This is a genomic window from Bradyrhizobium sp. MOS002 (assembly GCF_003020115.1).
GTDB lineage: Bacteria > Pseudomonadota > Alphaproteobacteria > Rhizobiales > Xanthobacteraceae > Bradyrhizobium.
Window position 1 is genome coordinate 764,932 of sequence record NZ_PYFX01000003.1, and the last position, 26,710, is coordinate 791,641.

A 26,710-nucleotide genomic window follows, 5' to 3' on the forward strand; every position below is an offset into this window, starting at 1 on the left:
CCTCACTGTCATTCCCCGCGAAGGCGGGGAATCCAGTACGCCGCGGCTTCTCGATAGACTACAGACGTCTCGGATTACTGGATCGCCCGATCAAGTCGGGCGATGACACCGAGTGTGCGGGACAAACTACGAAGCTGCGAGCTTCGTACGTCTCCCCGGCCGCCACAGCACAACGCCCGCCGCCACCAGATCGAGCACCACGCACATCGCAAACGCCGTCGAGTAATCGCCGGTTACGCTGCGCACGAGGCCGACGATGCCGGGGCCGAAGGCGCTGACGATGCCGCTGATCGAGGTGCCCAGTCCCATCGCGGCGGCGAAGGCGCTCGCGCCGATCTCGCGCTGGATGATCAAAGGCGGGAACGTGATCATGTTGCCGATCGAGAAACCGTAGACGGCGCAGCACGCGAGCAGCACGGTCGGGTTCGTGCTTTGCAGCAGCACGAACAGAGCCGCCGCCTGACTCGTCATCGATGCCGCGCAGGCGACCCGCGGATCGAGCCGATCGACGAACAAGCCGAGCGACAGGCGCCCGACCACCGCCATCGCCGCCATGATGGTGACGGCAAGGCCCGCACTGGCGCGGCCGATCAGCGGCTCGAGGAACGTCACCTGGTGGATGATGAATCCCATCTGCGCCAGCAGCGCGACCGCGATCGGCAGCACCATGGTCCAGAACGCCGCGTTGGCGAGTAGCGTCTTGCGCGAGTGAGCCGCAGGCAAGGCAGTGCCGCCAGCGGACAAGTCTCCGCCCGACGTCGGCGACATTTCGGTCCGCCAGCCGGTGAAGATCACGACCACCGGCAACACCAGCACCACCATCGCCAGCGTGGCCGCCAGCATCGCGGAACGGAAGCCTATGCTGCCGCTCAGCGACAGCAGCAGCGGCACGAGGACGATGCCGCCGCAAGTCGCGCCGTTGTAGGCGAGGCTGAGCGCGAGCCCGCGGCGCCGTTCGAACCAGGAGTTCAGCACCGTCGCGATCACCACCGTGCCCATGCCGGTCCAGCCGACCGACATCAGCGCATAGGCCAGATAGAGCTGCCAGGGCGTCTGCAGCAGCGCCAGCAGCACCGTCGAAGCGCCGAGCGCCGCCAGGCCGCACAGGATCAGCGACCGCAGCCCGATGCGGGCGAGCAGATCGTCGGTGAAGATGACGAGGACGGCAGTCAGGAGAAAGGAAAAGGTGCTGGCCGCGGAGACCAGCGTGCCCGGCCAGCCATGGGCGCGCTGCAGTTCGGCGAGATAGACGCCCTGGCCGTACAGGCCGAAGCCGAACATGAAGAAGGCCATCAGGAAGCATGCCAGCACGACGCGCCAGCCGCGGTAGTGCAGCGAGGATTCGTCAACACGCGTGGCGGCAATCATCAATCAGGCAATCGGCCAAATGGAACGGCGCGAGGCGATCGTGCACCACAACCAGGGGTTTTTCAATCGAAAATGGTGGCTGATCATTGCAACGCGGACACGGCGGCGTGCTTGATGCGCCCGTCTCAGGCGAATTCAGTCTCCAAAAGGTCGAGCGAGCGCATTGGCACGCCTGCAAGATGATGTAGGCTGACGTTTCGCGAGTCTAGCCAATGTCAGTATCGCGGCGACCGCAGGGGCCCCTCATGCCGAATGGCAATATCGTCGTCACTGAAGAGCGCGGAACGCGCGTGATCACCCTGCGTCGCCCGAGCAAGAAGAACGCGATCACGCAGGACATGTATCGGGAGATGAGCCGCGCGATCGACACCGCGCAGAACAATCCCGACATCCGCTGCATGATCATCACCGGGGGCTCCGGCGTGTTCACCGCCGGCGACGATATCGACGATTTCATGCACGCCGACACGTCGCGCCCCGAGACGCTGTCGGACGGCGCCAAGTTTCTCTATTCGCTCGCCCTCAACGCCAAGCCGGTGATCGCGGCCGTGGACGGCGCGTCGATCGGCATGGGCACCGTGATGCTGTTCCATTGCGACTATGTGCTGGCCTCGAACGCGGCGACCTTCTCCGCGCCCTACATCCATCTCGGCCTCGTGCCGGTCGGCGCATCCAGCCTCTTGATGCCGAACACGATGGGCTACCAGCGCGCCTTCGCCATGCTGGTGATGGGACGGACTTTTACGGCCGCGGAAGCGCATGCCGCCGGCTTCGTCAACACCGTGGTCTCGCCGGGGCATACCGAGGTCGAGGCGCGCAAGGTGGCGCGCGATATCTGCCGGCTCCCCGCCGAAGCGGTCGCAACCTCGCGCAAACTGCTGCGCGTCGCATCCGAGGAGCTCACCCGCCGCATCGATCAGGAGGCCCATTTGTTCGGCGAGCGGCTCAAGTCGGAAGAAGCCACCGCCGCGTTCGACGCGTTTGCGAACAGGAAGAAGAAAAAGTAGGGAAGAAAGCTTCGTGAAATCTTCGTGCCGAACGACTAGTCTGGTTCCATGCGACATGTCCTCCGCCTGACCGTCTTTTCGCTCGCGCTCGCCGCCCTGCCCGCGTCCGCCCAAACCGCCGCACCCGTCGAGCTGCGCATCCTCGCGATCAACGATTTCCACGGCAATCTTCGCCCGCCGCCGGGCGGCATCCGGATCAGCGATCCCGAGGACAAGTCCAGGAAGGTGATGGTGGCGGCCGGCGGTGCCGAATACATGGCGACACTGGTGAAGCAGCTGCGCGAAGGACACAAGAACACGATCTTCGTCGCCGCCGGCGACCTGATCGGCGCGAGCCCGTTCCTGTCGGCGATGTTCCACGACGAGCCTTCGATCGAATCGCTCTCGATGATGGGGCTCGCGATCAGTTCGGTCGGCAATCACGAATTCGACGAGGGCAAGACCGAGCTCCTGCGGATGCAGAACGGAGGCTGTCATCCGGTCGACGGCTGTCAGGGGCCGCATCCCTTCCTAGGCGCCAAATTCCGCTATCTCGCGGCGTCCACCATCGAGACGACGACGGGCAAGAGCGTGTTGCCGCCTTACGAGATCAGGGAATTCGAGGGCATCCCCATCGCCTTCATCGGGCTGACCTTGAAGGACACCGCGGGCATCGTCTCGCCATCAGGCATCACCGGCCTCGAATTCCGCGACGAAGCCGAGACGGTGAACGCGCTGGTGCCGCAGCTGAAGGCACGCGGGGTCGAGGCGATCGTGGTGCTGATCCACCAGGGCGGCGAGCCGGCCGGCGACTACAACGAATGCCCTGCCATCACGGGGCCGATCGTCGACATCGTGAAAAAATTCGATCGCGCCGTCGACGTGGTCGTCAGCGGCCACACTCATCGTGCTTATGTTTGCCACGTCGACGGGCGGCTCGTCACCAGCGGCGACAAATACGGTACGCTGGTCACCGCGATCGACCTCAAGCTCGATCCGGCAACGCGCGACGTCGTCGGCGCCAGGGCCGAGAACGTCCTCGTCGCCAATGCCTCGCTGCCAAAGGATCCCGAGCAGACCGCACTGATCGATGCCTATGACAAGCTCTCGGCGCCGATCGCCAATCGCCCGGCCGGATCGGTGACGCAGACGTTGTCACGCGTGCCGAACGAGGCCGGCGAAAGCGCGCTCGGCGACGTCATCGCGGACGCGCAGCTCGCCGCGACCAGGGACGCCAAGGACGGCGGCGCCGTCATCGCGCTCACCAATCCCGGCGGCATCCGCACCGACATCGTTCCAAAGGAGAACGGCGCGATCACCTTCGGCGACGTTTTCGCCAGCCAGCCGTTCCGCAACCGGCTCGTCACCATGACGCTCACGGGCGGCCAGCTCAAGGACATGCTGGAGCAGCAATGGCTCGATCCGAAGCGGCCGCGGATTCTCCAGGTCTCGAACGGGTTCAGTTACGCCTGGGATGCGGCGAAGCCATTCGGCGAGCGCGTGATCGACGAGAAGATGATGCTCAACGGCAGACCGATCGAAGCCGGAAGCGGCTACCGCGTCACCCTCAACGATTACCTCGCAGTCGGTGGCGACGGCTTTACGGTCGTCAAACAGGGCACGGGGCTGCAATATGGCGGCTACGACGCCGACGCGCTGTTCGCGTTCTTCAGGGCGCACGGACCGATCGGGCCGCTGCCGCTGAGCCGCATTCTCCGCGTGAATTGATCCGGATCAAACGGACCGGTTCGGGACCACCCTTTGCCATTCCCGGGGGAACGCATAGATTGGGTTTTGCATTTGCGTTTTGGCGCCGGATGCGCCAAGCGACGTCGAGAGCCCGCATCCCATGAGGCCGACTGATGAGTACGCTTCTCCTCTCCCACAAGGCCTGCCTCGACCACGTCACGCCGCCCGGACACCCCGAAAGGCCGGACCGCCTGCGCGCGGTGGAGGAGGCGCTGTCGCATGAGCGCTTCCAGTTCCTGGTGCGCGACCAGGCGCCGGAGGGCGATCTCGACCTCGTCACGCTCTGCCACAACGAGCACTACGTCACCGAGCTGCGCCACATCGCGCCGACCAGCGGACTGGTCTATATCGATGGCGACACCTCGATGTCGCCGGGCACGTGGGAAGCGGTGATGCGCGGCGTCGGCGGCGCGGTCGCAGCGACCGAAGCCGTGATGGCGGGCGAGCATCGCAACGCCTTCGTCGCGGTGCGCCCGCCCGGCCACCACGCCGAGATCGGCAAGCCGATGGGCTTCTGCTTCTTCGACAACGTCGCCATCGCCGCGCGCCACGCGCAGCGCAAATACGGCATCACGCGCGCGGCCATCGTCGATTTCGACGTGCATCACGGCAACGGCACGCAGGACATCTTCTGGTCGGACCCGACCGTGATGTACTGCTCGACGCACCAGATGCCGCTGTTTCCGGGCACCGGTGCCAAGGGCGAGCGCGGCGACCACGACACCATCGTCAACGCGCCGCTCGCCTCCGAGGACGGCGGGCCGGAATTCCGCGTCGCGTTCGAGAATTTGATCCTGCCGCAGCTCGAAAAATTCAGCCCGGAGCTGCTCGTCATCTCTGCCGGCTTCGACGCGCATTATCGCGATCCGCTGGCGTCGCTGAATTTGCGCGCGGAGGATTATGCCTGGGTGACGCGCAAGCTGATGGACCTCGCCGACAAGACCGCCGGGGGGCGCGTTGTTTCTGTGCTCGAAGGCGGCTACGACCTGCAAGGACTGAAAGAATCTGTTACGGCGCATGTCGGCGCCCTGATGGGCGCCTGACGCACCCGCCACATTGCGCCCGCAAAACTTTGCTTTCTCCGACGTGAAGCGAATCGGGCAATCGGAAACTTATATGGCCGAAAATACCCAAATCGACGTCTCCAGGCTGACCTTTGAACGCGCCATCGAGGAGCTCGAAACGATCGTGAAGCGGCTCGAGGACGGCAAGGTGCCGCTCGAGGAATCCGTGACGATCTACGAGCGCGGCGAGGCCCTGAAGCGCCGCTGCGAGGAGTTGCTGCGCCAGGCCGAGGCGCGCGTCGACAAGATCACCACCGATGCCAACGGCCAAGCCACCGGCACCGCGCCGCTCGACGTCCAGTAAGGGCCGCCTTCAAAGCCGCCCATCTCACGCATCGGCCGCCCGCAATTTTTCATGATCGCACGCCGCCTCGGGGCCAATGCTGCTGCTTTTGATCCAGGGAACCGGCGCTCTGGAGATCACGGAACTTCCTCAGGAGGGCCGCTCGCCCTCTTGAATCCCGTGTAAAATAGCTTCTTCAGCCGCCAAAAACCTGCCGAGGAACCGGGCAAGCTTGGAACCCGTCCGCGGGCGCCAGGATTAACCACTCTGGCCCGCGGGTTGCAGGTGCTTGCCGGTAATCGGCCCAGCGGGTTGGCTTTGGCCCAAGCTTTGGTGTAAAGCTGCGCGGAGTGTGGCTTTTTGTAAGCCTTGCGTGGGCACTGATTACCGACGACAAGCGCTTCAAACTGCTGATGAATTGGCTGGGATGGACGAAGCCAATAGAAGTGACAGGGATCACAGAGACTGAACCGGAGAGCATTTAGGCTCACCTAAGCTTGAAGACGGGGCTTTGCCCCATGCAGGTGGCTCCGACGGTTTAAGGACTCGCGCTGCGCCGATATTGAGCAAACCCATCGCGCACCGGAACGATCTTCCGGCGCTGACAAATTGGAAATCGCCGTGAACGCATATAGTAAAACGCCGCTTCTCGACACCATCCGGACGCCGGACGACCTGCGCAAGCTCAAGGTCGAGCAGGTTCGCCAGGTCGCCGACGAGCTGCGTCAGGAGACCATCGATGCCGTCTCGGTGACCGGCGGTCACTTCGGCGCAGGCCTCGGTGTGGTCGAGCTCACCACTGCGATCCATTACGTCTTCGACACCCCGCGCGACCGGCTGATCTGGGACGTCGGCCACCAGGCCTATCCGCACAAGATCCTCACCGGCCGCCGCGATCGCATCCGCACGCTGCGCACCGGCGGCGGCCTGTCCGGCTTCACCAAGCGCAGCGAGAGCGATTACGATCCGTTCGGCGCCGCGCATTCCTCGACCTCGATCTCCGCCGGCCTCGGCATGGCGGTCGCGCGCGACCTCGCCGGCGGCAAGAACAACGTTATCGCCGTGATCGGTGACGGCGCGATGTCGGCGGGCATGGCCTATGAGGCCATGAACAATGCGGGTGCGATGAACTCGCGCCTGATCGTCATCCTCAACGACAACGACATGTCGATCGCGCCGCCGGTCGGTGCGATGAGCGCCTATCTGTCGCGGCTCTACTCGGGCAAGACCTATCGCACGCTGCGCGATGCGGCCAAGCAGATCAACAAGCGCCTGCCCAAGATCATCGCCAGCCGCGCCAACCGCGTCGAGGAATATTCCCGCGGCTTCATGATGGACGGCGGCACGCTGTTCGAGGAGCTCGGCTTCTACTACGTCGGCCCGATCGACGGCCATAACCTCGACCATCTCCTGCCCGTGCTGAAGAACGTGCGCGACATGGAGACCGGCCCGATCCTGGTTCACGTCGTGACGCAGAAGGGCAAGGGCTACGGCCCGGCGGAAGCCTCCGCCGACAAGTACCACGCGGTCGTCAAGTTCGACGTCGCGACCGGCACCCAGGCCAAGTCCAAGCCGAACGCGCCGGCCTATCAGAACGTGTTCGGCCAGAGCCTCGTAAAGGAAGCGGAGAAGGACGACAAGATCGTCGCCATCACCGCGGCGATGCCGTCCGGCACCGGCGTCGACATCTTCAACAAGGCGTTCCCGGACCGCACCTTCGACGTCGGCATTGCCGAGCAGCACGCAGTGACGTTCGCCGCCGGTCTCGCCACCGAAGGCTACAAGCCGTTCTGCGCGATCTACTCGACCTTCCTGCAGCGCGGCTACGACCAGATCGTGCATGACGTCGCGATCCAGAGCCTGCCCGTGCGCTTCGCCATCGACCGCGCCGGCCTCGTCGGCGCCGACGGCGCCACCCATGCCGGCTCGTTCGACAACGCCTATCTCGGCTGTCTGCCGAACATGGTGATCATGGCCGCGGCCGATGAGGCCGAACTGGTGCACATGGTTGCGACCCAGGTCGCGATCAACGATCGTCCGAGCTCGCTGCGCTATCCGCGCGGCGAAGGCCGCGGCATCGAGATGCCCGAAGTCGGCATTCCGCTCGAGATCGGCAAGGGCCGCATCGTCCGCCAGGGCAGCAAGATCGCCCTGCTCTCCTTCGGCACGCGCCTCGCCGAATGCGAGAAGGCCGCCGACGAGCTCGCAGCCCACGGCCTTTCGACCACGATCGCGGATGCGCGCTTCATGAAGCCGCTGGACACCGAGCTGGTGCTCAAGCTCGCGCGCGACCACGAGATCCTCATCACCATCGAGGAAGGCTCGGTCGGCGGTTTCGGCTCGCATGTCGCGCAGTACCTGAGCGACCAGGGCGCGCTCGACAGCGGTCTGGTGCGGTTCCGCACCATGGTGCTGCCCGACGTGTTCCAGGACCACGACACCCCGGCGGCGATGTACGGTCGTGCCGGTCTCGACGCCAAGGGCATCGTCGCTAAGGTGTTCGAGGCGCTCGGCAAGGACGTCAAGGCCGAGACGGTCAAGCTCGCCTGACAGCGAGCTTCGACCTTCCGCGAAGCAGCTCTGATGAAAATCTATCTGGCAGGCCCCGACGTGTTCCTGCCAGATGCGGTCGAGATCGGCCGGCGGAAGGCCGCGATCTGCGCCGCGCACGGCCTCACCGGCCTCTATCCCCTCGACAACGACATCGACCTCGCCGCTCCCGACACCTCCCGGCAGATCTTCTGCGGCAACGAGGCGATGATGGACGCGGCCGATGCGATCATCGCCAACCTCACGCCGTTCCGCGGCGCCGGCGCCGATCCCGGCACCGTCTACGAGCTCGGCTACATGGCCGGCCGCCGCAAGTTTTGCCTCGCTTATTCCAATGACGGCGCCGCCTATGCCGACCGCCTCAGTCGCTTCATGGACGTGACGTCCGAGAACGGGCGGCTGGTCGACGCGCAGGGGCTGACGGTCGAGGATTTTGGCCTCGTCGACAATCTCATGATGATCCACGCGCTGGAGCTGCATGGCTGCCCGATGGTGACGCCGGCGCAGATGCCGATCGACGTCTGGCACGATCTGGCCGCGTTCGAGGCTTGCGTCCGGATGGCGGCCGCGCGATTGATCGCTACATAAGCGCCTCAGGCGTCTTTCGGAGAGATTATGTCCCCTGCCCGCAAGCGCGCGGATGTTCTGCTGGTCGAGCGCGGCCTGTTCGAGAGCCGGGCGCGGGCGCGCGCGGCGATCGAGGCCGGGCTCGTCACGGCCGACGACAAGCAGGTCGCAAAGCCGTCGGAGACCATCGCCGAGGACGCCGTGATCCAGGCCGAGCCCGCGCACCCCTACGTCTCCCGCGGCGGCGTCAAGCTCGCCGGCGCGCTGGAGCGCTACCCGATCGAGATCGAGGACCATGTCTGCCTCGACGTCGGCGCTTCCACCGGCGGATTCACCGAGGTGCTGCTGGCGAACGGCGCGAGCCTCGTCTTTGCCGTCGATGTCGGCACCAGCCAGCTGCATCCCTCGCTGCGCGGTCAATCCAAGATCGTGTCGATGGAAGAGACCGACATCCGCGCCTATGACGGCAAGCGCCTGCCGGCGCGGCCCGATGTCGTCGTGATCGACGTCAGCTTCATCTCGCTCAAGACGGTGCTGCCCGTGGCGCTGTCGCTGGCGGCCGCGCCGATGAGCCTGCTGGCGCTGATCAAGCCGCAATTCGAGGCGGACCGGAAGCACAACAAGAAGGGCATCATCCGCGACGCCGCCGTGCACCGCGAGATCTGCGACGACATCGCCGCCTTTGCGGCCTCGCTCGGATGCACCGATATCGAGGTGTTCCCGTCGGCGATCACCGGCGGGGACGGCAATATCGAATTCTTCCTGGGCGCGCGCCGTGGTTGAGCGCGTCAAGATCGATCACGTCGGCCATCGCGGCGACGGCGTCTCGCTCGACGTCGGCGATGCCATCTATGTGCCCTACACGCTCGGCGGCGAGACCGTCGAGGTCGATCGCGTCGTCGGCAATCATCCTGACCGCCGCAAGTTGCTGGCGGTGGATGTCGCCAGCCCCGAGCGCGTTGCGCCGTTCTGTCCGCATTTCGGCGTCTGTGGCGGCTGCGCGATCCAGCACTGGGCGGCTGAACCGTATCACGCCTGGAAGCGCGGCATCGTGGTCGAGACCCTGGCCCAGGCCGGCATCGCCTGCGAGGTGGCGTCGTTGGTTGACGCCCACGGTGCGGGGCGCAGGCGCATCACGCTGCACGGCCGGTTCGGCACCCATGACATCCTCAAGGTCGGCTTCTCGGCTGCCAGCTCGCACGACGTCATCCCGATCGATCGCTGCCCGATCCTCGATCCCGGGCTCGCGGGCGCGCTCGATGCCGGTTGGGCGCTTGCCGAGCTGCTGACGTCCAAAATGCCTGTGACGAAACCGCTGGACATCCAGGTCACCGCGACCGCCAACGGTCTCGACATCGACGTGCGCGGCTCCGGCCCGCTGCCAACGCCGCTCGTGACGGCGCTCTCGCGCGTCGCCGAGCAGCACCGCCTGGCGCGGCTGACACGGCACGGCGAACTGGTGCTGCAACGCCTGCCGCCGACCCTGCAGATGGGCCGCGCCGAGGTGACGCTGCCGCCGGGCTCGTTCTTGCAGGCGACCGTCGCGGGCGAGGAGACGCTTGCGTCGCTGGTCGCCGAGCGCATCGGCAAGGCCAGGAACGTTCTCGATCTCTTCTGCGGCGTCGGGCCGTTTGCGTTGCGGCTTGCCGAGAAGGCGCGCGTCACCGCCCATGACAACGACGCCGGCGCCATTGCAGCGCTCGAAAAAGCCGCGCGCACGCCGGGGCTCAAGCCGATCAAGGCCGAACCGCGCGATCTGTTCCGCCGTCCCTTGGTGGCGCCGGAGCTGCGCGATTTCGACGCAATCGTGTTCGACCCGCCGCGCCAGGGCGCGCAGGCACAGGCCTTGAAGCTCGCCGCGAGCAAGGTGCCTGTGGTGGTCGCGGTCTCCTGCAACGTCGCGACATTTGCCCGCGACGCGCGGCTGCTGATCGATGGCGGCTACAAGATGGATGCCGTGGTGCCGGTCGACCAGTTCCGGCATACGCCGCATGTCGAGCTGGTGGCGCGGTTTGTGAGGTAACCGCGTCTCTCCCGACCTTGACGCCGGTCAACCGACCGGCTCTGCCGATGCGCTAAGCACGCACGGAATGGCCGCGGAGCGGATGATGGCGATCGACCGACGACAATTCATGACCAATACGTTCGGCCTTTCCGCGGCGGCGCTCACGGCCAGTCCCGCGCAGGCCTCGACCGGGAGCTATGAGGACGCGGTGCAGGCGGCACGGGCGCCGCTGCGATCGACCCCGAGAGATCGCGAGCTCGTGCGTTTTGCGACACTCGCGGCCAACAGCCACAACACGCAGCCCTGGATTTTTTCCGCCCATGACAATGCAATCGTGATCAGGCCCGACGTCGCACGCCGCTGTCCCGCGGTCGACCCGGACGATCACCACCTCTTCGTCAGCCTCGGCTGCGCCGCCGAAAATCTCGCGCTTGCGGCGGCAACGCTGGGCTGGCGCGCAAGCCAGACGGTCGACGGCGACCGGATCGTGATCGCACTCGACCAAGCTCCGCCGGCCGCGTCGGCGCTGGCGGCCGCAATTCCCGTCAGGCAATGCACCCGCGCGGCATTCGACGGCAAACCGATCGCGCCCGAGATGTTGCGCCAGCTCGAGGACGCCTGTCGCGAGCCGAACGTCTCGGCAATCCTGCTGACCGATCGCGCAGCCATCGCTGGGGTCACCGACTATGTGCTCGAAGGCAATTCCGCACAAATGCGCGACAAGGCTTTCATGAGCGAACTCGTGAGCTGGATGCGCTTCAACGAGGCGGATGCGGTCGCGTCCATGGACGGGCTGTTCTCGCGCGCGTCGGGCAGCCCATCACTGCCCGCATGGGTCGCGCGGCCGCTGCTGAGGCTCGTCTTCACCGAGCAAGGCGAGAACAGAAAGTACCGCGACGAGCTCGACAGCTCTGCGGGGATCCTCGTGCTTGCCGCCGACCGGAGCGACACGTCGCAGTGGATCGCGGTCGGGCGCGCTTGCCAGCGGTTCGGTTTGCAGGCGACCGCACTGGGGCTGAAATATTCCTTCGTCAACCAGCCGGTCGAGGTGCCGACACTGAGGTCGCAATTCGCAGCCTCACTCGGACTCGGCGAGCGGCGTCCCGACATTGTGATCCGGTTCGGAGCCGGGCCGGATTTGCCGAAATCGTTGAGGCGCGGCCCGGAGCTGGTGATGCGCGGATGATGCAGTCTAGCGCCGAAGGCCGCCCAGGGCCGGCGACTCGCCGGGCAGCATCGACGAGTTGATGTCGCTGTCCATGCGCCCGGATTGCTGCTGGGTGAAGCCGGCGCCGAACGACAGGCTGAGGTTGGAGGTCGGCTTGAACTCGACGCCCGCAAATGCGCCGTAGCCGGGCGAGGCGCTGGAGGTGAGCGGCGCAATCGAGCTGCCAATGCCGCCGCCGTATTTCAGTGTGTCGAAACCGGCAAAGAACGTGACGGGCATGCCGCCCGCGGTCTTGGTGTTGTAACCAAATTGCGTGCCATCATAAGAGAGCGCGCTGAAACTGCCGACTGGCCCGCTCTGGCTGAAACCGTTCAAACCGAGACTGCCGCGCTCGCTTCCGACAAAGAAACCGGGACGAAAACTGTAGCTTCCGTCGGCATCGCCGGCCTTGAAGCCTGGAAAGTTGCCTGAGGCATCCGCACTCTGGCCCACACTGCCACCCCAACCGAAAGGACCGCCCGGGATCCAATACCTCACGGGCGCCACTTGCGCATGAGCCGATGCTCCGCCGAGGCAAAGCACGGTAAAGAGAATTGCGAGGGCGTGTGAATCTGTGAGGCTGGACATTCGGTTGACCGTCAAGGAAGTGCGGAAATTATACGCGACGGATGCCCCGAATGCCAGTGGAGCCGGCCCGGAGCGTCGTTTCGATCAACTCCCGCATGCGTTGCCGAGGTCTTGCACGGTTCCCCACGGTGACAAGAAGGCCCAGAGCGTTCCGCCGCTGCCACCGCTCGCCGCCAAGTAGCCGATGCGTTCGATTGCAGTACCGTGGCGGCGCTGACATCATGCCGCGGCAAACGACGACGAGGCGCTATGCCGTCCTGTCCACCGAGGACGATGTATCCGCGGGCGGATATTTCGTCACGGGCACCACGAAGGACTTGTTGCGGACCTGATAGATGATCTTGCCATTCTGCCCGTCGTCGGTCGCAATCTGCGCCTGCCCGAACATGATGACGTTCTTGTACACGGTGCCGGTGCCCTGACGGGTAACGCCGTCGGTGGTAACGCTGACCTGCGCTTCGTTGCCGTTGACAGCGAGCACCTTGAAGCTCGCGCTCTTGCCATTGTCGCTGGAATAGCCGCCCCAGCTTCCCATCAGGCGGCTGTCGGAGGCCGGCGGCGCCTGCTTCTCGAGAGTCGCGGTCTGCTTGCCCGCGCCTGCAGATGACAACAGCACCAGACTCTTGCCGTCCTTGGTGCCGACCGTGACCGTGCCGAAGGTGAGAAGCGAACCGGCAACCTCGCCAAAACCGCGCTCCGTGCGCCCGTTATGGGTGTACTCGACCTGCGCCCGGGCACCGCGGATGTTCACGACCTTGAAGCTGACGGGCTGGTTGTTGCCAGCCCAATTGCCTTTCCACTCACCGAGCAGGGAGCTCTGGTGATACACCCGCTCGAGAGCGGGAGAAATCTGGCTGGTGCTCGATGTGACGATGGCCATTGGATTGCTCGGCGGATTTGTCTGACAGGCCCGCTTGGTTCGCGCCCCGACAGGAACGTCAGAACATTATCCGCAAACAATTGGAAACAGCCGATTAGGGCCACGCAACAATTAACGCATGGTTAAGATTCCATCGCAGGCAAACAGGGCAAAAGGTCTCGTCCGGCTGCAGCGCTCAGCGACCCCAGCGGTCCGACCAGATCTTCTCGCCGATCATGCAGTTCACACGCGGCTCCTTGTCCTTATCCGCAACCCGCATCACGGGGCGCTCCGGCATACGGCCTGCAACCTCCATCAAGAGCTTGGTGCGGATGGCTTCCTTGAACTTGTCGCGGTCCTTGATCGTGATGACGAAGGAACCGGGGCCGCCGATGACGCAATCCTCATAGTAGAGATCGAGATTGTCGATATCCATGGTCGAATAGGAGGGCTCCTTGACCATGATCGGCAGGCCGTTGATGACGATCCCCTTCTCGATCGCCGCGTCGCGCGCCACCGCGACCGGAGCGCCATTGTTGTTGGGACCGTCGCCGGAAATGTCGATCACACGGCGCAGCCCCCGATAGGGATCCTCATCGAACAGCGGCATCGCGAAGGTGATCGCGCCGGAGATCGAGGTGCGCGATGCACGCCGAATCGGCGTCTTCAAGATTTCGGCGGCGACGGCATCAGCGGTCTCCGGTCCGTCGACCAGCCGCCAGGGAATGATGATCTTCTGGTCGGTCGAGGCGGCCCACTCGAAATAGGTCACCGCGATCCGGCCGTTCGGGCCCAGTTTCAGCGCCTGCAGAAATTCCTTCGACTGGATCGCCTGCGCATAACCTTCACGCTGGATCGCGAGCTCGTCCATGTCCATGGAGTAGGAGACGTCGACAGCGAGGATCAGCTCGACATCGACCGTCTGCGCGTCCCTGTCGGCGGCTTGCCGCTGCGGCTGATTTTTCAGCAAGTCGAGTCTGGGCGACTCAAACCTGGGGCCTGGTGCCGCGATGCCCGCGACGTCCCCTCCGGCAAACATGCCGGCCACCAGCACAGCCCCGATCGAGAACAGCAAGCGCATCGCAGCCTCCCGTCGTATGACGCGATGGTGACATGCAATCGCCTTGCCGCAAAGTCCGAAGATCGCTTGCGCTTCACATTCCGGTTAGGGATTTGCCGGTTAGGGATTTGCCAGTTAGGGAATTGCGCAGCATTGCGCAAAGCTGCCGCCATGTTGCCGCGCTCGCGCCGCTGGGCTGCGCGATTGTTGGCACTGTCATGCGCAGTGCGCTGCCGGAATGACGGGCCACTGGACAGCGCACCCTCGCCCACTTGTCCGGGGCGATTTCCATGCTAGGCTGGCGTCACAGATGGGGATGGAGTCCCCCGACAACCGCCCGGCGGCTTGTGACCGTAGTGGGCTGATGACTCCTGCTTGAGGAGGGGCAATTTCTAAGCCTTTGCCTTCGGCGGGAGCATGGACAAACCCGCCGCTGGCGGGTTTTTTGTTGCCTAGACGCGAAGGCCAGAGAGAGGTCAAGGAGAAGTACTCGACGTGACGACGACGACGACACCGAATGTTGCACGTGCGGGGCTGCCCAGGGGGATCTGGGTGCTCGGTTTCGTCTCGATGCTGATGGACGTCTCTTCCGAGATGGTCCACGCGTTGCTGCCGGTCTATCTCGTCACCGTGCTCGGCGCCTCCACGCTCACCGTCGGCTTCATCGAGGGCATTGCCGAGGCGACCGCCTCGATCACGAAAATCTTCTCCGGCGCGTTGTCCGACTGGCTCGGCCGGCGCAAATTGCTCGCCGCGCTCGGCTACGGGCTCGCCGCGCTGACAAAACCGCTGTTCCCGCTTGCCCCCAGCGTCGGATGGCTGGTTGCCGCGCGCTTCATCGACCGCGTCGGCAAGGGGATTCGCGGCGCGCCGCGCGATGCACTGATCGCCGATATCGCACCCATCGGCCTGCGCGGCGCGAGCTTCGGCCTGCGGCAGTCGCTCGACACCATCGGTGCGTTCGTCGGGCCACTCATGGCGATCGGCCTGATGTGGTGGACGGCGGACAATTTTACGGCGGTGTTCTGGGTTGCGGTGCTGCCGGCGTTCCTGTCGTTCGGACTGATCGCGTTCGCAGTGAGCGAGCCGGAGCCTGACCCAGACCGGGAGCCGTCGAAGAATCCGCTAAACATGGCCGCGATGCGCCAGCTTGGATCCGTGTACTGGCGCGTGGTCGCGGTTGGCGTCGTGTTTACGCTGGCGCGCTTCAGCGAAGCCTTTCTGATCCTACGCGCGCAGAACATCGGGCTCAATGCCATGTGGGTGCCAGCCGTGCTGGTGCTGATGAACATCGTCTATGCGTTGTCGGCCTATCCGGCCGGCGTGCTCTCGGACCGGATCAACCGCACCGGCCTGCTCGCGCTCGGCCTCGTCTTCCTTGCCGGCGCCGATCTCGCGCTCGCGCTGCTGCCAAACCTTGGGGGCCTCGCCCTCGGCGTCGTGCTGTGGGGACTGCATATGGGATTGACGCAAGGCCTGCTCTCGGCCCTCGTCGCCGACGCAGCGCCACCGAGCCTGCGCGGCACCGCGTTCGGCTATTTCAACCTGTTCACCGGCCTTGCCATGCTGGCCGCAAGCGTAATCGCCGGCGCGCTGTGGGATAGCAACGGTCCGGCCGGCACATTCCTGGCCGGGCTCGGATTCGCCCTGGTCGCGCTCGTGGGGCTATTCGCCGTCGGCAACGGGCTGGCAACGGAGGAGAGATGATGACGGGGGGCTGTTCGCCGTGCTGAGCGGAGTGCTTGCGATCATGATTGGCAGCGTGCTCGGCGGCTGTGCGCGCTATTCCATCTCCGGCGCGATCGCGCGGCGGCTGGGCGAGACGTTTCCGTGGGGCACCGTGACCATCAACGTCACCGGCGCCTTCCTGATCGGCATTTTTGGCGCATTGGCGACCCATCCTGGCTCGGCCTTCGCCGCGCCCAATCCATGGCTGTTCGCGGTAACCGGCTTTCTTGGTTGCTACACAACGGTGTCCTCGTTCAGCCTGCAAACGCTGATGCTGGCGCGCAACGGCGAGCCGATCCGCGCGCTCGGGAATGTCGCGGTCTCGGTCGGGCTGTGCCTCGCGGCCGTCAGTTGCGGCTTCCTCCTGGCGGACACTCTGGGAGGCTAGAGACAGATGAAGTCCCCCTCCTCTGCGGATCGCTGGCGCACCGCGACGCTCTATGCCTGGGTTGCCGCCGGCAGCATCGTCGGCGGGCTGACGCGCTATCTGGTCGGGCTTGCGCTCGACACGGGTCCCGGCTTCCCCGTCGCGACGCTGTTCATCAACGCCACCGGCTCGCTGATCATCGGCTTCTACGCGACGCTGACCGGGCCCGACGGCCGCGTGCTGGCGCGGCCCGAGCACCGGCAGTTCGTCATGACCGGGTTCTGCGGCGGCTACACGACGTTTTCGACCTTCAGCCTGGAGGCCTTCCGCCTGTTCCACAGCGGCATGAAATATACGGCGCTCGCCTATATCGCCGCGTCCGTCATTTGCTGGCTGGCATCGGTATGGGCAGGCCATATCATAGCCAGCAGCACCAACCGCTTGAGAAGGAGCTGACCATGCAAATCCCCAATCAGGCAGTTTCGCTCCGGATCTTCATTGGCGAGAGCGACCATTTCGACGGCAAGCCGCTCTATGAGGCGATCGTGATGACGGCACGCGAACGGCATCTGGCCGGCGCCACCGTGCTGCGTGGCCCCATGGGCTTCGGCAAGTCGAGCCGGCTCCACACCTCCAAAATCCTGCGGCTCTCGGAAGACCTGCCGCTGCTGATCGAGATCGTCGACAGCGAGGACAACATCAACGCATTCCTGCCCATCCTGGATGGCATGATGTCGAGCGGCCTGATCACCTTGGAGAGGGTGCAGGTCTTGCAATATGGTGAGAAGGCCGCGCGCTGAGCGCGCCGGCAGGAACCCGAGCCCGCCATATCCGGGAGGCGGAATGAACGACACTGTTGCCAAACCGAAAACCAGGACGAAGACCAAGGTCGAGCGGCCGAAGCTGCATAAGGTCATCCTGATCAACGACGACTTCACGCCCCGCGAATTCGTCACGATGATCCTCAAGGCCGAATTCCGCATGACCGAGGATCAGGCCTACAAGGTGATGATCACCGCCCACAAGCTCGGCGCCTGCGTGGTCGCCGTGTTCACCAAAGACGTCGCAGAGACCAAGGCCACCCGCGCCACCGACGCCGGCCGCACCAAGGGCTATCCGCTGCTGTTCACGACGGAGCCGGAGGAATAATGGCACCGGTCCGGCTGGCGGCGCGCGACGCCTCAAGAAGCCCGCGATCGGGAATTCGTCGAATTCCGCTTTGAACTTGATCGTTTGGGATGTGATCGGCCCGGATTAGCGCTTTTGGCGCCCTCTTTCGATTTCAGCGTCGAATCTGCTCTGCCGAATAAAGTATCTATTGGCCGTCAACAGGCGCATGCTGAGCCATCACCGGCCCATCACGGCATCCATCGGTGACTGAGAGAGTCTTTGCGCTCCCGCCCAACGCGGAGCGTCCAGTGCAAGACACCACCAAGAGAACCATCCCGCTGAGCAATCGCCTTGCCCAATTGGCAGCCGAGGCCCGCCGTCGCGCCGAGATTGCTCCGCCCGGCGCTCCGAGGGAAGCGCTGCTCAAAGCGGCGCGATTGAGCGAAACGGCCTCGCACATTCATGATTGGCTCAGTTCGCCAGGCCTGAAGGCGCCGCGCTAGTCGCGAATGCAGCATTGGCCTGCCGACGGAGCGGAGGCCGAAGGCAGCAGTGCCAGTTGAGCGCTGGTGCGGTATTGCAGGCAAACCGAACTCAAATATAAGTTGTACGTGGTGAACGATATCTTGTTTTGATTGTTGAGATAGCGTTCCCCGAACGCAGCGGGAGCAGCCAACAGCAAAGCAGCCCCCCATGATGAGATCCCTGACAGCCAAATCCCTGACGGGCAAATCTCTGACGACCCTGGCGATCTTCGCGCTCCTGGGAGGTGCTGCAATTGCGTTGCCCGGTTTTGCTCCGCAAGTGAAAGCGCGCGAAACCGTTGCTTTGGCGAAGGCCGACCGGCTGGCGAGCCACCCGGTAGCCAGGAATTGCCTGGGCCAGGTCTGGCCCGACTTCGAAGCATCGTGTCTGCGCCGAGGTGAATCCGATGTCAGGGTTCATGAAGCTCGTTTGGTCACCGCGCGCCGCTAGACCAACAACCGCAAAGCGCCGGCCGAGCTTGTCGGATGATCCAGGAAAGTGTCGTGCACAGATGTCAACGCCCCCAACCTCCTTGCCGAACGTTCTCGTCGTCGAAGACGAGATGATATTGCGCATGCGCGCGGTCGATATCGTGGAGGATGCAGGATACTGCCCCGTGCAGGCCGTCAACGCCGACGAAGCAATCTCGATCCTCGAATCGCGGTCAGACATCTCGCTTCTTTTCAGCGACATCCAGATGCCCGGGACCATGGACGGCTTGAAGCTGGCCCACGCCGTGCACAATCGCTGGCCTGCCATCAAGATCGTGCTGGTTTCCGGCCACGTAAAGCCGTCTGAAGCCGAAAGGCCGGCGGACAGCCGCTTCTTTCGCAAGCCGCTCGCCGTCGACGAAATGATCTCGCAGTTGCAGACGATGATCGGAGCGGGCGCGCTAAAAATCCTTCCGAACACAACGACGGATCCTGGAGAAAATCCTGAGGTTGCTCGATCGCCACAGGAATCGGTTCTGGTAGCGGAGAACGACAATCTGCGCCTGTTGCTGGAACAGGCCGACACCGACGCCAAGGCCCTGCTCGCTCAAGCCGGCATCGAAGCTCACGAGCGCGAGGCTGCCGACAAGTTGCAAAAGCTCATCCTCGGAGAGCTGCATCACCGCATCAAGAACACGCTTGCGACTGTGAGCGCAATCGCAGCCCAGAGCTTCCGGGCCGCGATCAATCTCGAGCAAGGCCAAAAAGCCATGGATGGCCGCTTGCTGGCGTTGGGGCGCGCCCACGACCTGTTGATACAGGTCAGCTGGTCGAATGCGAGCCTCACTCACACCCTGAGCGGCGCCACCGATCCTTACGACGTCAAGGGGGGCAGACGATTCCATTTCAATGGGCCGGACCTCAGGATCACATCCGGTGCCGTGATAGCGCTCGCGATGACGTTCAACGAGCTCTGCACCAACACGACGAAATTCGGCGCACTGTCCAATTCCTCCGGGCATGTCGAGATCGCATGGACGGTGGACGAAATCGAGCAAAGGCTGCGCCTGAAGTGGAGCGAAAGCGGCGGCCCTGTGGTGGCGCCGCCGACACGACGGAGCTACGGCACCCGGATGATCGAGTCGCTCGGCCAGCAACTGAACGGACAAGTGCGGCTGGCCTATGAACCGTCCGGATTTGTCTATCAGCTGGATGTCCCGCTGAAGTCGGTGATGGCGTCGAACACCTGAATTCTGCTTACCGGGTTGGTGGCGGCGGACTTCCGAGGACGACCTCAGGCCATCACCACCGGCGTCTCCTCCGCGAGCCCGTACACGCGCTGCGCCTTGGAAAATCCCGCGATCGGGAATTCACCGAGCTCGTGCCAGTCGTTGCGGCAGACATTGGCGAAGCCTTCCGAGGCCACGACGGTCCGCCCCAGGCGACCCGTGATCTTCTCGAGCCTGGCGGCAAGGTTCACGGCGGGGCCGATGCAGGTGAAGTCGAGGCGATTGCCGCCGCCGATATTGCCGTAGAGGATGTTGCCGACGTGGAGCGCCACGCCGAAGCGGAAGCGCTCGATGACGTCGCCGACAGGATACGCGAGCGCCTCGACGCTGGCGCGGGATTCGCGCGCTGCCTCCAGCACGCGCGTGCAGACATGCGCGGCATCGCCGACATATTCGTCGATCGGGAACACCGCGAGCAGGCCGTCGCCCATGAATTTCAGCACCTCGCCACCATGGCCGCGGATCGCGGTGACCTGGCAGTCGAAATAATGGTTGAGGATCTCGACCACGGTCTCGGCCGGCAGCCGGTCCGACAGCGCGGTGAAGCCGCGCAGGTCTGAGAGCCAGATCGCGGCCTGCATGGTGTCGTTATGGCCGCGGCGGATCTGGCCGCCAAGGATGCGCGCGCCGGCACGATTGCCGACATAGGTGTCGAGCAGCATCTCGGCGGTGCGGCGCAGGCTGATGATCTCGGCAACACGCGCGAGCGGCGTCACGATGGAGCGGATCGCAGCGATCTGGTTGTCGCTGAAGCCACCGGGATGCCGTGTCACCCAGCTCGTCGCATGGACCGAGCCGTCGAGAAACGGCATCGGCACCGCGATATAGTCGGTCGCTCCTTCGGCCCGCATGTCGTTGATGAACGGAAATCGCTCGCTGTCGGGATCGTCGACGCGGCCCCTGACCTCGACCCCCTGCTCGAACACGATCCGAAGCGGGCTCTGGGCGAATTCGGGCGTGTCCAGGATCTCGAAATCGACGGTGCCGATTTCGACCTTCTCGCCCTGCCGCCAGATGAAGTTGCGGCCGAAGATCTCAGGATGCAGCGTGCGGATGAAGATGCCGAACCGCCACAACGGCAAGCCGGCTTCGACCAGATGTTCGCAGACGTCTGCGATCATCTCCGCCGGGGTCCCTGACGACCTCGCGCCGTCGATCAGCCAGTTGGCGATGCGCTGGAGCTCGGAGCTTTCCATGCCCGCATTTGCCGACGAAGTTGTGGGATCGTCAAGCTGCGCGGTGGGCTAGTAGCGCGGCACAAGCGCTAGCGCCCGACCTGACCGCGGTCGCGCAGGAAATGATCCGCAAGCACACAGGCCATCATGGCTTCGCCGACGGGGACGGCACGGATGCCGACGCAGGGATCGTGGCGCCCCTTGGTCATGATCTCGGTGTCGGCGCCGTTGCGATCGACGGTGAGACGCGGCTGCAGGATCGACGAGGTCGGCTTCACTGCGAAACGCACCACCACCGGCTGTCCGGTGGAGATGCCGCCCAGCACGCCGCCGGCGTGGTTGGACAGAAAACGCGTGCCGTCATTGCCGGTGCGCATCTCGTCGGCGTTCTCTTCGCCGGTGAGTTCGGCCGCGCCGAAGCCGGCGCCGATCTCGACGCCTTTCACCGCATTGATGCTCATCATTGCGGCGGCGAGCTCGGCGTCGAGCTTGGCGTAGATCGGCGCGCCGAGGCCCGCCGGCACACCTTCGGCGACGACCTCGATCACAGCGCCGATCGAGGAGCCGCTCTTGCGGATGCCGTCGAGATAGGTCTCGAAGAACGCGGCCTTGTCCTTGTCGGGACAGAAGAACGGGTTTTTCGCAATCTCGTCCCAGTCCCACTTCGCGCGGTCGATCTTGTGCGGCCCCATCTGCACCAGCGCGCCGCGCACCTTCACGTCGGGCAGCACCTTTCGCGCGATCGCGCCGGCGGCAACGCGCGTCGCGGTCTCGCGCGCCGAGGAGCGGCCGCCACCGCGATAGTCGCGCAGGCCGTACTTCGCTTCATAGGTGAAGTCGGCATGACCGGGGCGAAACTTGTCCTTGATCTCGGAATAGTCCTTCGAGCGCTGGTCAGTGTTCTCGATCAGGAGCCCGATCGGCGTGCCCGTCGTCACCTGCACGCCGGTCTCCGGATGCGCCATCACGCCGGAGAGGATCTTGACCTGGTCCGCCTCCTGACGCTGGGTCGTGAAGCGCGACTGGCCGGGCCGGCGGCGATCAAGATCACCCTGGATGTCGGCCTCGACGAGCGGAATCATCGGCGGGCAGCCGTCGACCACGCAGCCGATCGCCACCCCATGGCTCTCGCCGAAGGTCGTGACGCGGAACATGTGGCCGAAGGTGTTGAAGGACATGCCGGACTGCCGCTTGGCGTTGACGTTTTGCACAGACGTTGGCCAACGTCGTAGCGCCGAGGAGCGTTGGGTTCAACCCTAGTTCCGTCATTCCGGGGCGATGCAAAGCATCGAACTGGGGTGCGCAATTGCGCACCTGAGAATCTCGAGATTCCGGGTTCGCCCTTTGGGCGCCCCGGAAAGACAGTTGCTTAGCTAAACTTCTCCAGCCGCCCGTCGCGGAACAGGTAGACGGCGCCCTGCTCGATATAGAGTTCGGCGGCGCTCGCCGGCGTCTCCAGGCCGAGTGAAACCATCAAGGCCCGGCAGGTCCCGCCATGGGCGACCGCGACGATGTCGGTCCGGAGCTGGTCGTACCAGGCGCGCACGCGGACCTGCACATCGGCGTAGGTCTCCCCGCCCGCTGGGCCCACAGTCCATTTGTCGGCGAGGCGTCGGGCGTAGATGTCGGGGTCGGAGGCCTCGCTCTCGGCCAGCGTCAGTCCCTCCCAGGTGCCGTAGCCGATCTCACGCAGGCGATCGTCGAGGGCATAGTCCGCCGTCGGCAGTTCGAGCTTGCTCCGCGCCAGTTCCATGGTCTCTCGCGCGCGGCCAAGCGGACTCGACACGTAGGGCAATGCAGCCTTGTCGCGGCCCTCGCGCTTGAACAGATCGGCGAGAATGCCACCGGCCTGCGCGGCCTGACCGCGACCGCGCGCGTTCAGCGGAATGTCCTTGGTGCCCTGAAGCCTCCCGAGCGCATTCCACTCGGTCTCGCCGTGGCGAAGATAATAGATCGTGGGCACGGGCATTGCCGGGTGAAAGGTTAGTCCTTCCCGCCGAACGAGATGTCCGGCGCGTCCGGGCGCTTCATGCCGAGCACGTGATACCCGGAATCGACGTGGTGCACCTCGCCGGTGACGCCGCGCGAGAGGTCGGAGAGCAAATACAGCGCGCTGCCGCCGACGTCTTCCGTGGACACGTTGCGCCGCAGCGGTGCGTTGGCCTCGTTCCACTTCAGGATATATCTGAAATCGCCGATGCCGGACGCCGCGAGGGTCTTGATCGGCCCCGCCGAGATCGCGTTGACGCGGATGTTCTTCTCGCCGAGATCGGCGGCGAGATAACGCACGCTCGCTTCGAGCGCCGCTTTCGCCACGCCCATGACGTTGTAATGCGGCATCCACTTCTCGGCGCCGTAATAGCTGAGCGTGATGAGCGAGCCGCCGTCGGTCATCAGCTTCTCGGCGCGCTGCGCCACGGCCGTGAACGAATAGCAGGAGATCAGCAGGGACTTCGAAAAATTCTCCTGCGTGGTGTCGACGTAGCGGCCGTCGAGCTGCTCGCCATAGGCGATCGCATGCACCAGGAAGTCGATCTTGCCCCACTTCTCCTTCAGCACCGCGAAGGCAGCATCGATGGTCGCGGCATCGGTGACGTCGCAATGGCCGAGCACGAGCCCGCCGATCTCGGCGGCGAGTGGCTCGACGCGCTTCTTCAGCGCATCGCCCTGATAGGTGAAGGCGAGTTCGGCGCCGGCCGCGTGGCATGCCTTGGCAATGCCCCAGGCGATCGAGCGGTTGTTGGCAACGCCGAGGACCACACCCCGCTTGCCCTGCATCAGACCTGAATTCTGCGCCATTTGCTAACGTCCCGTCGAGCTTCCGGTAAGGTTTGGAGGTACACCAGCCCTCCGTTGCGGTACAGTCCTAATACGCGGCGTTAACGCTGTTTCAAGCGCCGGAATAGCCGTTCCGGTCGGGTGTTATGATCGTTGTGGCGCTCGCGCCGAACCTCAGGACGTCAAGACCGCAATGAGTGCGTTTCGCCAGAGCGTTGAAGCCATGATCCCCGCGTTGCGCCGCTACGCTCGCGCCCTCACGCGCGAGGCGGATGCGGCCGACGATCTGGTGCAGGATACGCTGGTGCGGGCGCTGCGTTCGGAGCGTCTGTTTCTCGGAGGCGACGTCAGGAGCTGGCTCTATACGATCCTGACCAACCTCAACAAGAACCGGCGGCGCTCGCTGGCACGGCGGCCGCAATTCATGCAGCTGACGGAGAACAACCCGGATGCCAGCGGGACCGAAGCCGAAGGGCGCGACATCGAGAGGGCGCTGGCGACGCTCGTCGAGGAGCAACGCTCGGTGCTGCTTCTGGTGATGCTGGAGGGCATGAGCTACCGCGAGGTCGCCGACATCCAGGGCGTGCCGATCGGCACCGTGATGTCGCGCCTGGCACGCGCCCGCGCCCACGTCAAAGCCTCGCTGGAGGGTGCGCGCCCGGCGCTCAGGCGGGTGAAATGATGGCAGGATTGATGCATCGCGCCTGTCGTTTCTCCTGCATGGCATGGGAAGCGGCGCAGTTGAACCACGAAGAACATTTTGGGCCGCAGAGCCAGAGACGATCGATATGAACGACCGCAAGATCCCAGTGACCGAGGACGAACTGCACGCCTATGTCGACGGCGAGCTGCCGGCCGAGCGCCGCGCCGACGTCGAGGCCTGGCTTGCCGCGCAGCCTGAGGATGGCGAGCGCGTGCAGTCCTGGCGCGCCATGGCCGAGATGCTGCACGCCCGCTACGATTCCGTCGCCCAGGAGCCGGTGCCGGCGCGGCTGGAGCTCGAACGGCTGGAGCGCCGCCCGCGGCACTGGTTCTATGGCGCCGCCGCGGCCGTGCTGGTGGCCTTCGTCGCCGGCGGCACCGCTGGCTGGCTGGCGCATGGCGCCGCCAACGCGCCCTCGACCTTCCAGAGTTTTACGACTGACGCGCTCGACGCCCATCGCCTCTATGTCGTCGAGGTTCGCCATCCCGTCGAGGTCGGCGGCAACGAGCGCGACCACCTCCAGGCCTGGCTGACCAGACGCTGCGGCTGGACCGTGTTTGCACCGAACCTGGAGGCGAGTGGATTGAAGCTCGTCGGTGGCCGGCTCTTGCCGGGGCCGAACGGCCCGGCGTCGTTCCTGATGTATGAGGGCGCCTCGGGCGAGCGATACACGATCTACACCGCCAAGACCGAGAACGGCGCGACGCAGATGCGCTACGCCAGAACGGACAAGGACGAAGCGCTGTTCTGGGCCGAGCGCGGCGTCGGCTACGTCGTCAGCGGTGGCAGCGACCGGGATCGGCTGACCAAAGTGGCGCAGGCGGTCTACGACCAGGCAGAGAAAAACGGCACCTAGACGAGCACGCAGACGCGGTGCCTCGATTCCGACATTGAAAATTTGGAATGAAGACATCGGCGCGTCTCATTATCGCACCGGATGATCACGCGAAAATGAGCGGCGTTCGATCCGCCGATCGACGCGGGCGGCCTCGATTGGGGTTTTTGGTACCGCGCTGGTCCCCCTCTCGAGGCCGCACCTTTTTATCGGCTGCCCCGCCGGACAACCGACACGTCGAGCACGTGAGCCAAGACGGGCTACCACGCCTCGGAAATATGACGAGCATCATCTCGATGGACGACGCTCTCAGTCTTTAGGAGAACCCCTTCAGCTGCCAATCTCGCCCAAAAAGCGCGACACATCGCGCTTTAGCTCTTGTTTGCACATGATCGTTTCGGAAAACGCTACACGCTTTTTCGGATCACGCTTTAGCCAAACCCGCTACGTGGATTGTAGGGGTGCTGGTCCCGCCACTTCTCCATCAATGCTTCAAGCTCGGCGTCGTTCCCGTCCGGTAGCATAATCCTGACGGTAACGAAGAGATCCCCGGTTCCGCCAGCTTTTGGCAATCCTTTGCCCTTAAGGCGGAAGGTCCGGCCGCTCGAGGTGTTCTGCGGGACCGAAAGCTCCACGGCATTGCCGAGGGTGGGCACGCGGACCTTGCCGCCAAGCACCGCCTCGTAGAGCGTGACCGGCATGTCGATCCGGAGATCGGCGCCCTCGATCTTGAAGAACGGATGCGGCGCGATGCCGATCGTGATCAGGAGATCGCCCGGCGGATGGCCCTGAGCGCTCTCGCCCTGTCCCCGCAACCGGATCTGCTGACCCTCGGTCACGCCGGCCGGAATCTTGACGTTGAGTTCCTTGCCATTCGGTAGCCGGACGCGCTTCTCGCCGCCCTTGACCGCCTCTTCCAGCGAGACGGTCATGGCGACAGTGACGTCGAGATCGAGCCCGATCCCGCCGGTGTCGAACTCGAACTGGGCACCGCCGCCGGCCCCGGGGCGCGGACGCTGCCCACCGCCGAACATGCTGTTGAGAATGTCCTCGAACGCGCCGCCGCCGGGACCAGGGCCCGCACCGCCACCGCGGAACGTATGGCTCTCGAACCCGCCAGGACCCGCGCGACCGCGCGGCCCGCCGCCCGGAAAGCCCTGGAAGCGCGGCTTGCCGTCGGCGTCGATCTCGCCGCGGTCGAATTGCTTGCGCTTGTCCTCGTCGCCGAGGATCTCGTTGGCCGTATTGAGCTCTGCGAAGCGCTCGGCCGCCTTCGGGTCGTTCTTGTTGCTGTCGGGATGGTGCTTCTTGGCAAGCTTGCGATAGGCGCTCTTGATCGCGGCAGCGTTGGCGCTCCGCGGCACCCCCAAGACCTCATAGGGGTCGCGCATCCGTCACGTCTCCTTCAAGAAATCGAATTGTTCAAAGGGCTCCCCGCCCCACCTGAGCCTCATGTGGGGGGCGAGTGGTATTTTTGCAACTA

General features: G+C 64.7%; 27 protein-coding genes and 1 riboswitch. Of the genes, 18 read left to right on the plus strand and 9 right to left on the minus strand.

The features are described from left to right. Positions 1–126 precede the first annotated feature (126 nt). A complete protein-coding gene (locus tag C7G41_RS12310; protein WP_106942795.1) occupies positions 127–1,368 on the minus strand; it encodes an MFS transporter in 1,242 nt (413 codons plus the stop codon). A gap of 245 nt (positions 1,369–1,613) precedes the next feature. On the opposite strand from C7G41_RS12310, the gene C7G41_RS12315 reads away from it, so the two are divergent. From C7G41_RS12315 to C7G41_RS12355, 9 genes are all read left to right on the plus strand, one after another. Continuing rightward, positions 1,614–2,375, plus strand: a complete 762-nt coding sequence (locus C7G41_RS12315; protein ID WP_106942796.1) for an enoyl-CoA hydratase-related protein — start codon at positions 1,614–1,616, stop codon at positions 2,373–2,375. 48 nt (positions 2,376–2,423) lie between these two features. After that, positions 2,424–4,082, plus strand: a complete 1,659-nt coding sequence (locus tag C7G41_RS12320) for a bifunctional UDP-sugar hydrolase/5'-nucleotidase (protein WP_106942797.1) — start codon at positions 2,424–2,426, stop codon at positions 4,080–4,082. Between the two features lie 134 nt (positions 4,083–4,216). Further along, complete coding sequence (locus C7G41_RS12325) at positions 4,217–5,146, plus strand: histone deacetylase family protein (protein WP_106942798.1); 930 nt, start codon at positions 4,217–4,219, stop codon at positions 5,144–5,146. A 73-nt stretch (positions 5,147–5,219) separates the two neighbouring features. Beyond that, positions 5,220–5,471, plus strand: coding sequence for an exodeoxyribonuclease VII small subunit (locus tag C7G41_RS12330; RefSeq protein ID WP_106942799.1), 252 nt, complete (start codon positions 5,220–5,222; stop codon positions 5,469–5,471). A 600-nt stretch (positions 5,472–6,071) separates the two neighbouring features. Further along, positions 6,072–8,000: a 1-deoxy-D-xylulose-5-phosphate synthase gene (gene dxs / locus C7G41_RS12335; RefSeq protein WP_027568725.1), complete on the plus strand. Its 1,929-nt coding sequence runs from the start codon at positions 6,072–6,074 to the stop codon at positions 7,998–8,000. Between the two features lie 33 nt (positions 8,001–8,033). Then, positions 8,034–8,588, plus strand: a complete 555-nt coding sequence (locus C7G41_RS12340) for a nucleoside 2-deoxyribosyltransferase (RefSeq protein WP_106942800.1) — start codon at positions 8,034–8,036, stop codon at positions 8,586–8,588. 27 nt (positions 8,589–8,615) lie between these two features. Further along, complete coding sequence (locus C7G41_RS12345; RefSeq protein ID WP_199198325.1) at positions 8,616–9,350, plus strand: TlyA family RNA methyltransferase; 735 nt, start codon at positions 8,616–8,618, stop codon at positions 9,348–9,350. Continuing rightward, positions 9,343–10,590: a class I SAM-dependent RNA methyltransferase gene (locus tag C7G41_RS12350; RefSeq protein WP_106942802.1), complete on the plus strand. Its 1,248-nt coding sequence runs from the start codon at positions 9,343–9,345 to the stop codon at positions 10,588–10,590. The genes C7G41_RS12345 and C7G41_RS12350 overlap by 8 nt, the downstream gene beginning before the upstream one ends. Positions 10,591–10,675: 85 nt before the next feature. Continuing rightward, positions 10,676–11,758: a Tat pathway signal protein gene (locus tag C7G41_RS12355; protein WP_199198340.1), complete on the plus strand. Its 1,083-nt coding sequence runs from the start codon at positions 10,676–10,678 to the stop codon at positions 11,756–11,758. A 6-nt stretch (positions 11,759–11,764) separates the two neighbouring features. Here the strand turns inward: C7G41_RS12355 and C7G41_RS12360 are convergent, their stop codons facing one another. The 3 genes from C7G41_RS12360 to C7G41_RS12370 form a co-directional block, all read right to left on the minus strand. Next, positions 11,765–12,367 (minus strand): hypothetical protein, encoded by a 603-nt coding sequence (locus C7G41_RS12360; RefSeq protein ID WP_106942804.1) that lies wholly within the window; start codon positions 12,365–12,367, stop codon positions 11,765–11,767. 247 nt (positions 12,368–12,614) lie between these two features. Then, positions 12,615–13,247 carry a hypothetical protein gene (locus C7G41_RS12365; RefSeq protein ID WP_106942805.1) on the minus strand — a complete coding sequence of 211 codons (633 nt, stop codon included), beginning with the start codon at positions 13,245–13,247 and terminating at the stop codon, positions 12,615–12,617. A 175-nt stretch (positions 13,248–13,422) separates the two neighbouring features. Continuing rightward, the gene (locus tag C7G41_RS12370) at positions 13,423–14,307 is read right to left on the minus strand and encodes a DUF1194 domain-containing protein (protein WP_106942806.1); all 885 of its coding nucleotides are present in this window, start codon (positions 14,305–14,307) and stop codon (positions 13,423–13,425) included. A gap of 282 nt (positions 14,308–14,589) precedes the next feature. Beyond that, positions 14,590–14,667: riboswitch (Fluoride riboswitch) on the plus strand. A gap of 114 nt (positions 14,668–14,781) precedes the next feature. Here C7G41_RS12370 and C7G41_RS12375 point away from each other — a divergent pair. From C7G41_RS12375 to C7G41_RS12410, 7 genes are all read left to right on the plus strand, one after another. Beyond that, a complete protein-coding gene (locus tag C7G41_RS12375; protein ID WP_106942807.1) occupies positions 14,782–15,993 on the plus strand; it encodes an MFS transporter in 1,212 nt (403 codons plus the stop codon). Between the two features lie 10 nt (positions 15,994–16,003). Further along, positions 16,004–16,402, plus strand: a complete 399-nt coding sequence (gene crcB / locus C7G41_RS12380) for a fluoride efflux transporter CrcB (protein WP_199198341.1) — start codon at positions 16,004–16,006, stop codon at positions 16,400–16,402. Between the two features lie 6 nt (positions 16,403–16,408). Then, positions 16,409–16,837: a fluoride efflux transporter CrcB gene (gene crcB, locus C7G41_RS12385; protein ID WP_106942809.1), complete on the plus strand. Its 429-nt coding sequence runs from the start codon at positions 16,409–16,411 to the stop codon at positions 16,835–16,837. 2 nt (positions 16,838–16,839) lie between these two features. Then, on the plus strand, positions 16,840–17,181 hold the full coding sequence (locus C7G41_RS12390; protein WP_106942810.1) for a DUF190 domain-containing protein: 342 nt from the start codon (positions 16,840–16,842) through the stop codon (positions 17,179–17,181). 43 nt (positions 17,182–17,224) lie between these two features. Next, the gene (gene clpS / locus C7G41_RS12395; RefSeq protein WP_007594672.1) at positions 17,225–17,530 is read left to right on the plus strand and encodes an ATP-dependent Clp protease adapter ClpS; all 306 of its coding nucleotides are present in this window, start codon (positions 17,225–17,227) and stop codon (positions 17,528–17,530) included. A 654-nt stretch (positions 17,531–18,184) separates the two neighbouring features. Next, positions 18,185–18,466 (plus strand): hypothetical protein, encoded by a 282-nt coding sequence (locus C7G41_RS12405; RefSeq protein ID WP_306768033.1) that lies wholly within the window; start codon positions 18,185–18,187, stop codon positions 18,464–18,466. Positions 18,467–18,527: 61 nt separating this feature from the next. Beyond that, positions 18,528–19,697 carry a sensor histidine kinase gene (locus C7G41_RS12410; protein ID WP_106942812.1) on the plus strand — a complete coding sequence of 390 codons (1,170 nt, stop codon included), beginning with the start codon at positions 18,528–18,530 and terminating at the stop codon, positions 19,695–19,697. A gap of 44 nt (positions 19,698–19,741) precedes the next feature. Here C7G41_RS12410 and C7G41_RS12415 read toward each other — a convergent pair whose 3' ends face one another. The 4 genes from C7G41_RS12415 to fabI all read right to left on the minus strand — a co-directional run bounded on the left by C7G41_RS12415 (position 19,742) and on the right by fabI (position 23,710). Continuing rightward, the gene (locus C7G41_RS12415; protein WP_106942813.1) at positions 19,742–20,932 is read right to left on the minus strand and encodes an adenylate/guanylate cyclase domain-containing protein; all 1,191 of its coding nucleotides are present in this window, start codon (positions 20,930–20,932) and stop codon (positions 19,742–19,744) included. 68 nt (positions 20,933–21,000) lie between these two features. Beyond that, complete coding sequence (gene aroC, locus C7G41_RS12420; protein ID WP_106942950.1) at positions 21,001–22,089, minus strand: chorismate synthase; 1,089 nt, start codon at positions 22,087–22,089, stop codon at positions 21,001–21,003. Positions 22,090–22,280: 191 nt separating this feature from the next. Further along, positions 22,281–22,880: a histidine phosphatase family protein gene (locus C7G41_RS12425; protein WP_106942814.1), complete on the minus strand. Its 600-nt coding sequence runs from the start codon at positions 22,878–22,880 to the stop codon at positions 22,281–22,283. A 14-nt stretch (positions 22,881–22,894) separates the two neighbouring features. Beyond that, entirely contained in the window at positions 22,895–23,710 is an 816-nt protein-coding gene (gene fabI, locus C7G41_RS12430) for an enoyl-ACP reductase FabI (protein WP_106942815.1), read from the minus strand. Between the two features lie 172 nt (positions 23,711–23,882). Between fabI and C7G41_RS12435 the strand changes: the two genes are divergently transcribed. Both C7G41_RS12435 and C7G41_RS12440 read left to right on the plus strand, forming a co-directional pair. Next, positions 23,883–24,371, plus strand: a complete 489-nt coding sequence (locus C7G41_RS12435) for a sigma-70 family RNA polymerase sigma factor (protein WP_106942816.1) — start codon at positions 23,883–23,885, stop codon at positions 24,369–24,371. Positions 24,372–24,477: 106 nt separating this feature from the next. Then, positions 24,478–25,248, plus strand: coding sequence for an anti-sigma factor (locus C7G41_RS12440; RefSeq protein WP_106942817.1), 771 nt, complete (start codon positions 24,478–24,480; stop codon positions 25,246–25,248). Positions 25,249–25,658: 410 nt separating this feature from the next. On the opposite strand, the gene C7G41_RS12445 is transcribed toward C7G41_RS12440, so the two are convergent. After that, positions 25,659–26,618, minus strand: a complete 960-nt coding sequence (locus C7G41_RS12445; RefSeq protein ID WP_106942818.1) for a DnaJ C-terminal domain-containing protein — start codon at positions 26,616–26,618, stop codon at positions 25,659–25,661. Between the last annotated feature and the right edge of the window lie 92 nt (positions 26,619–26,710).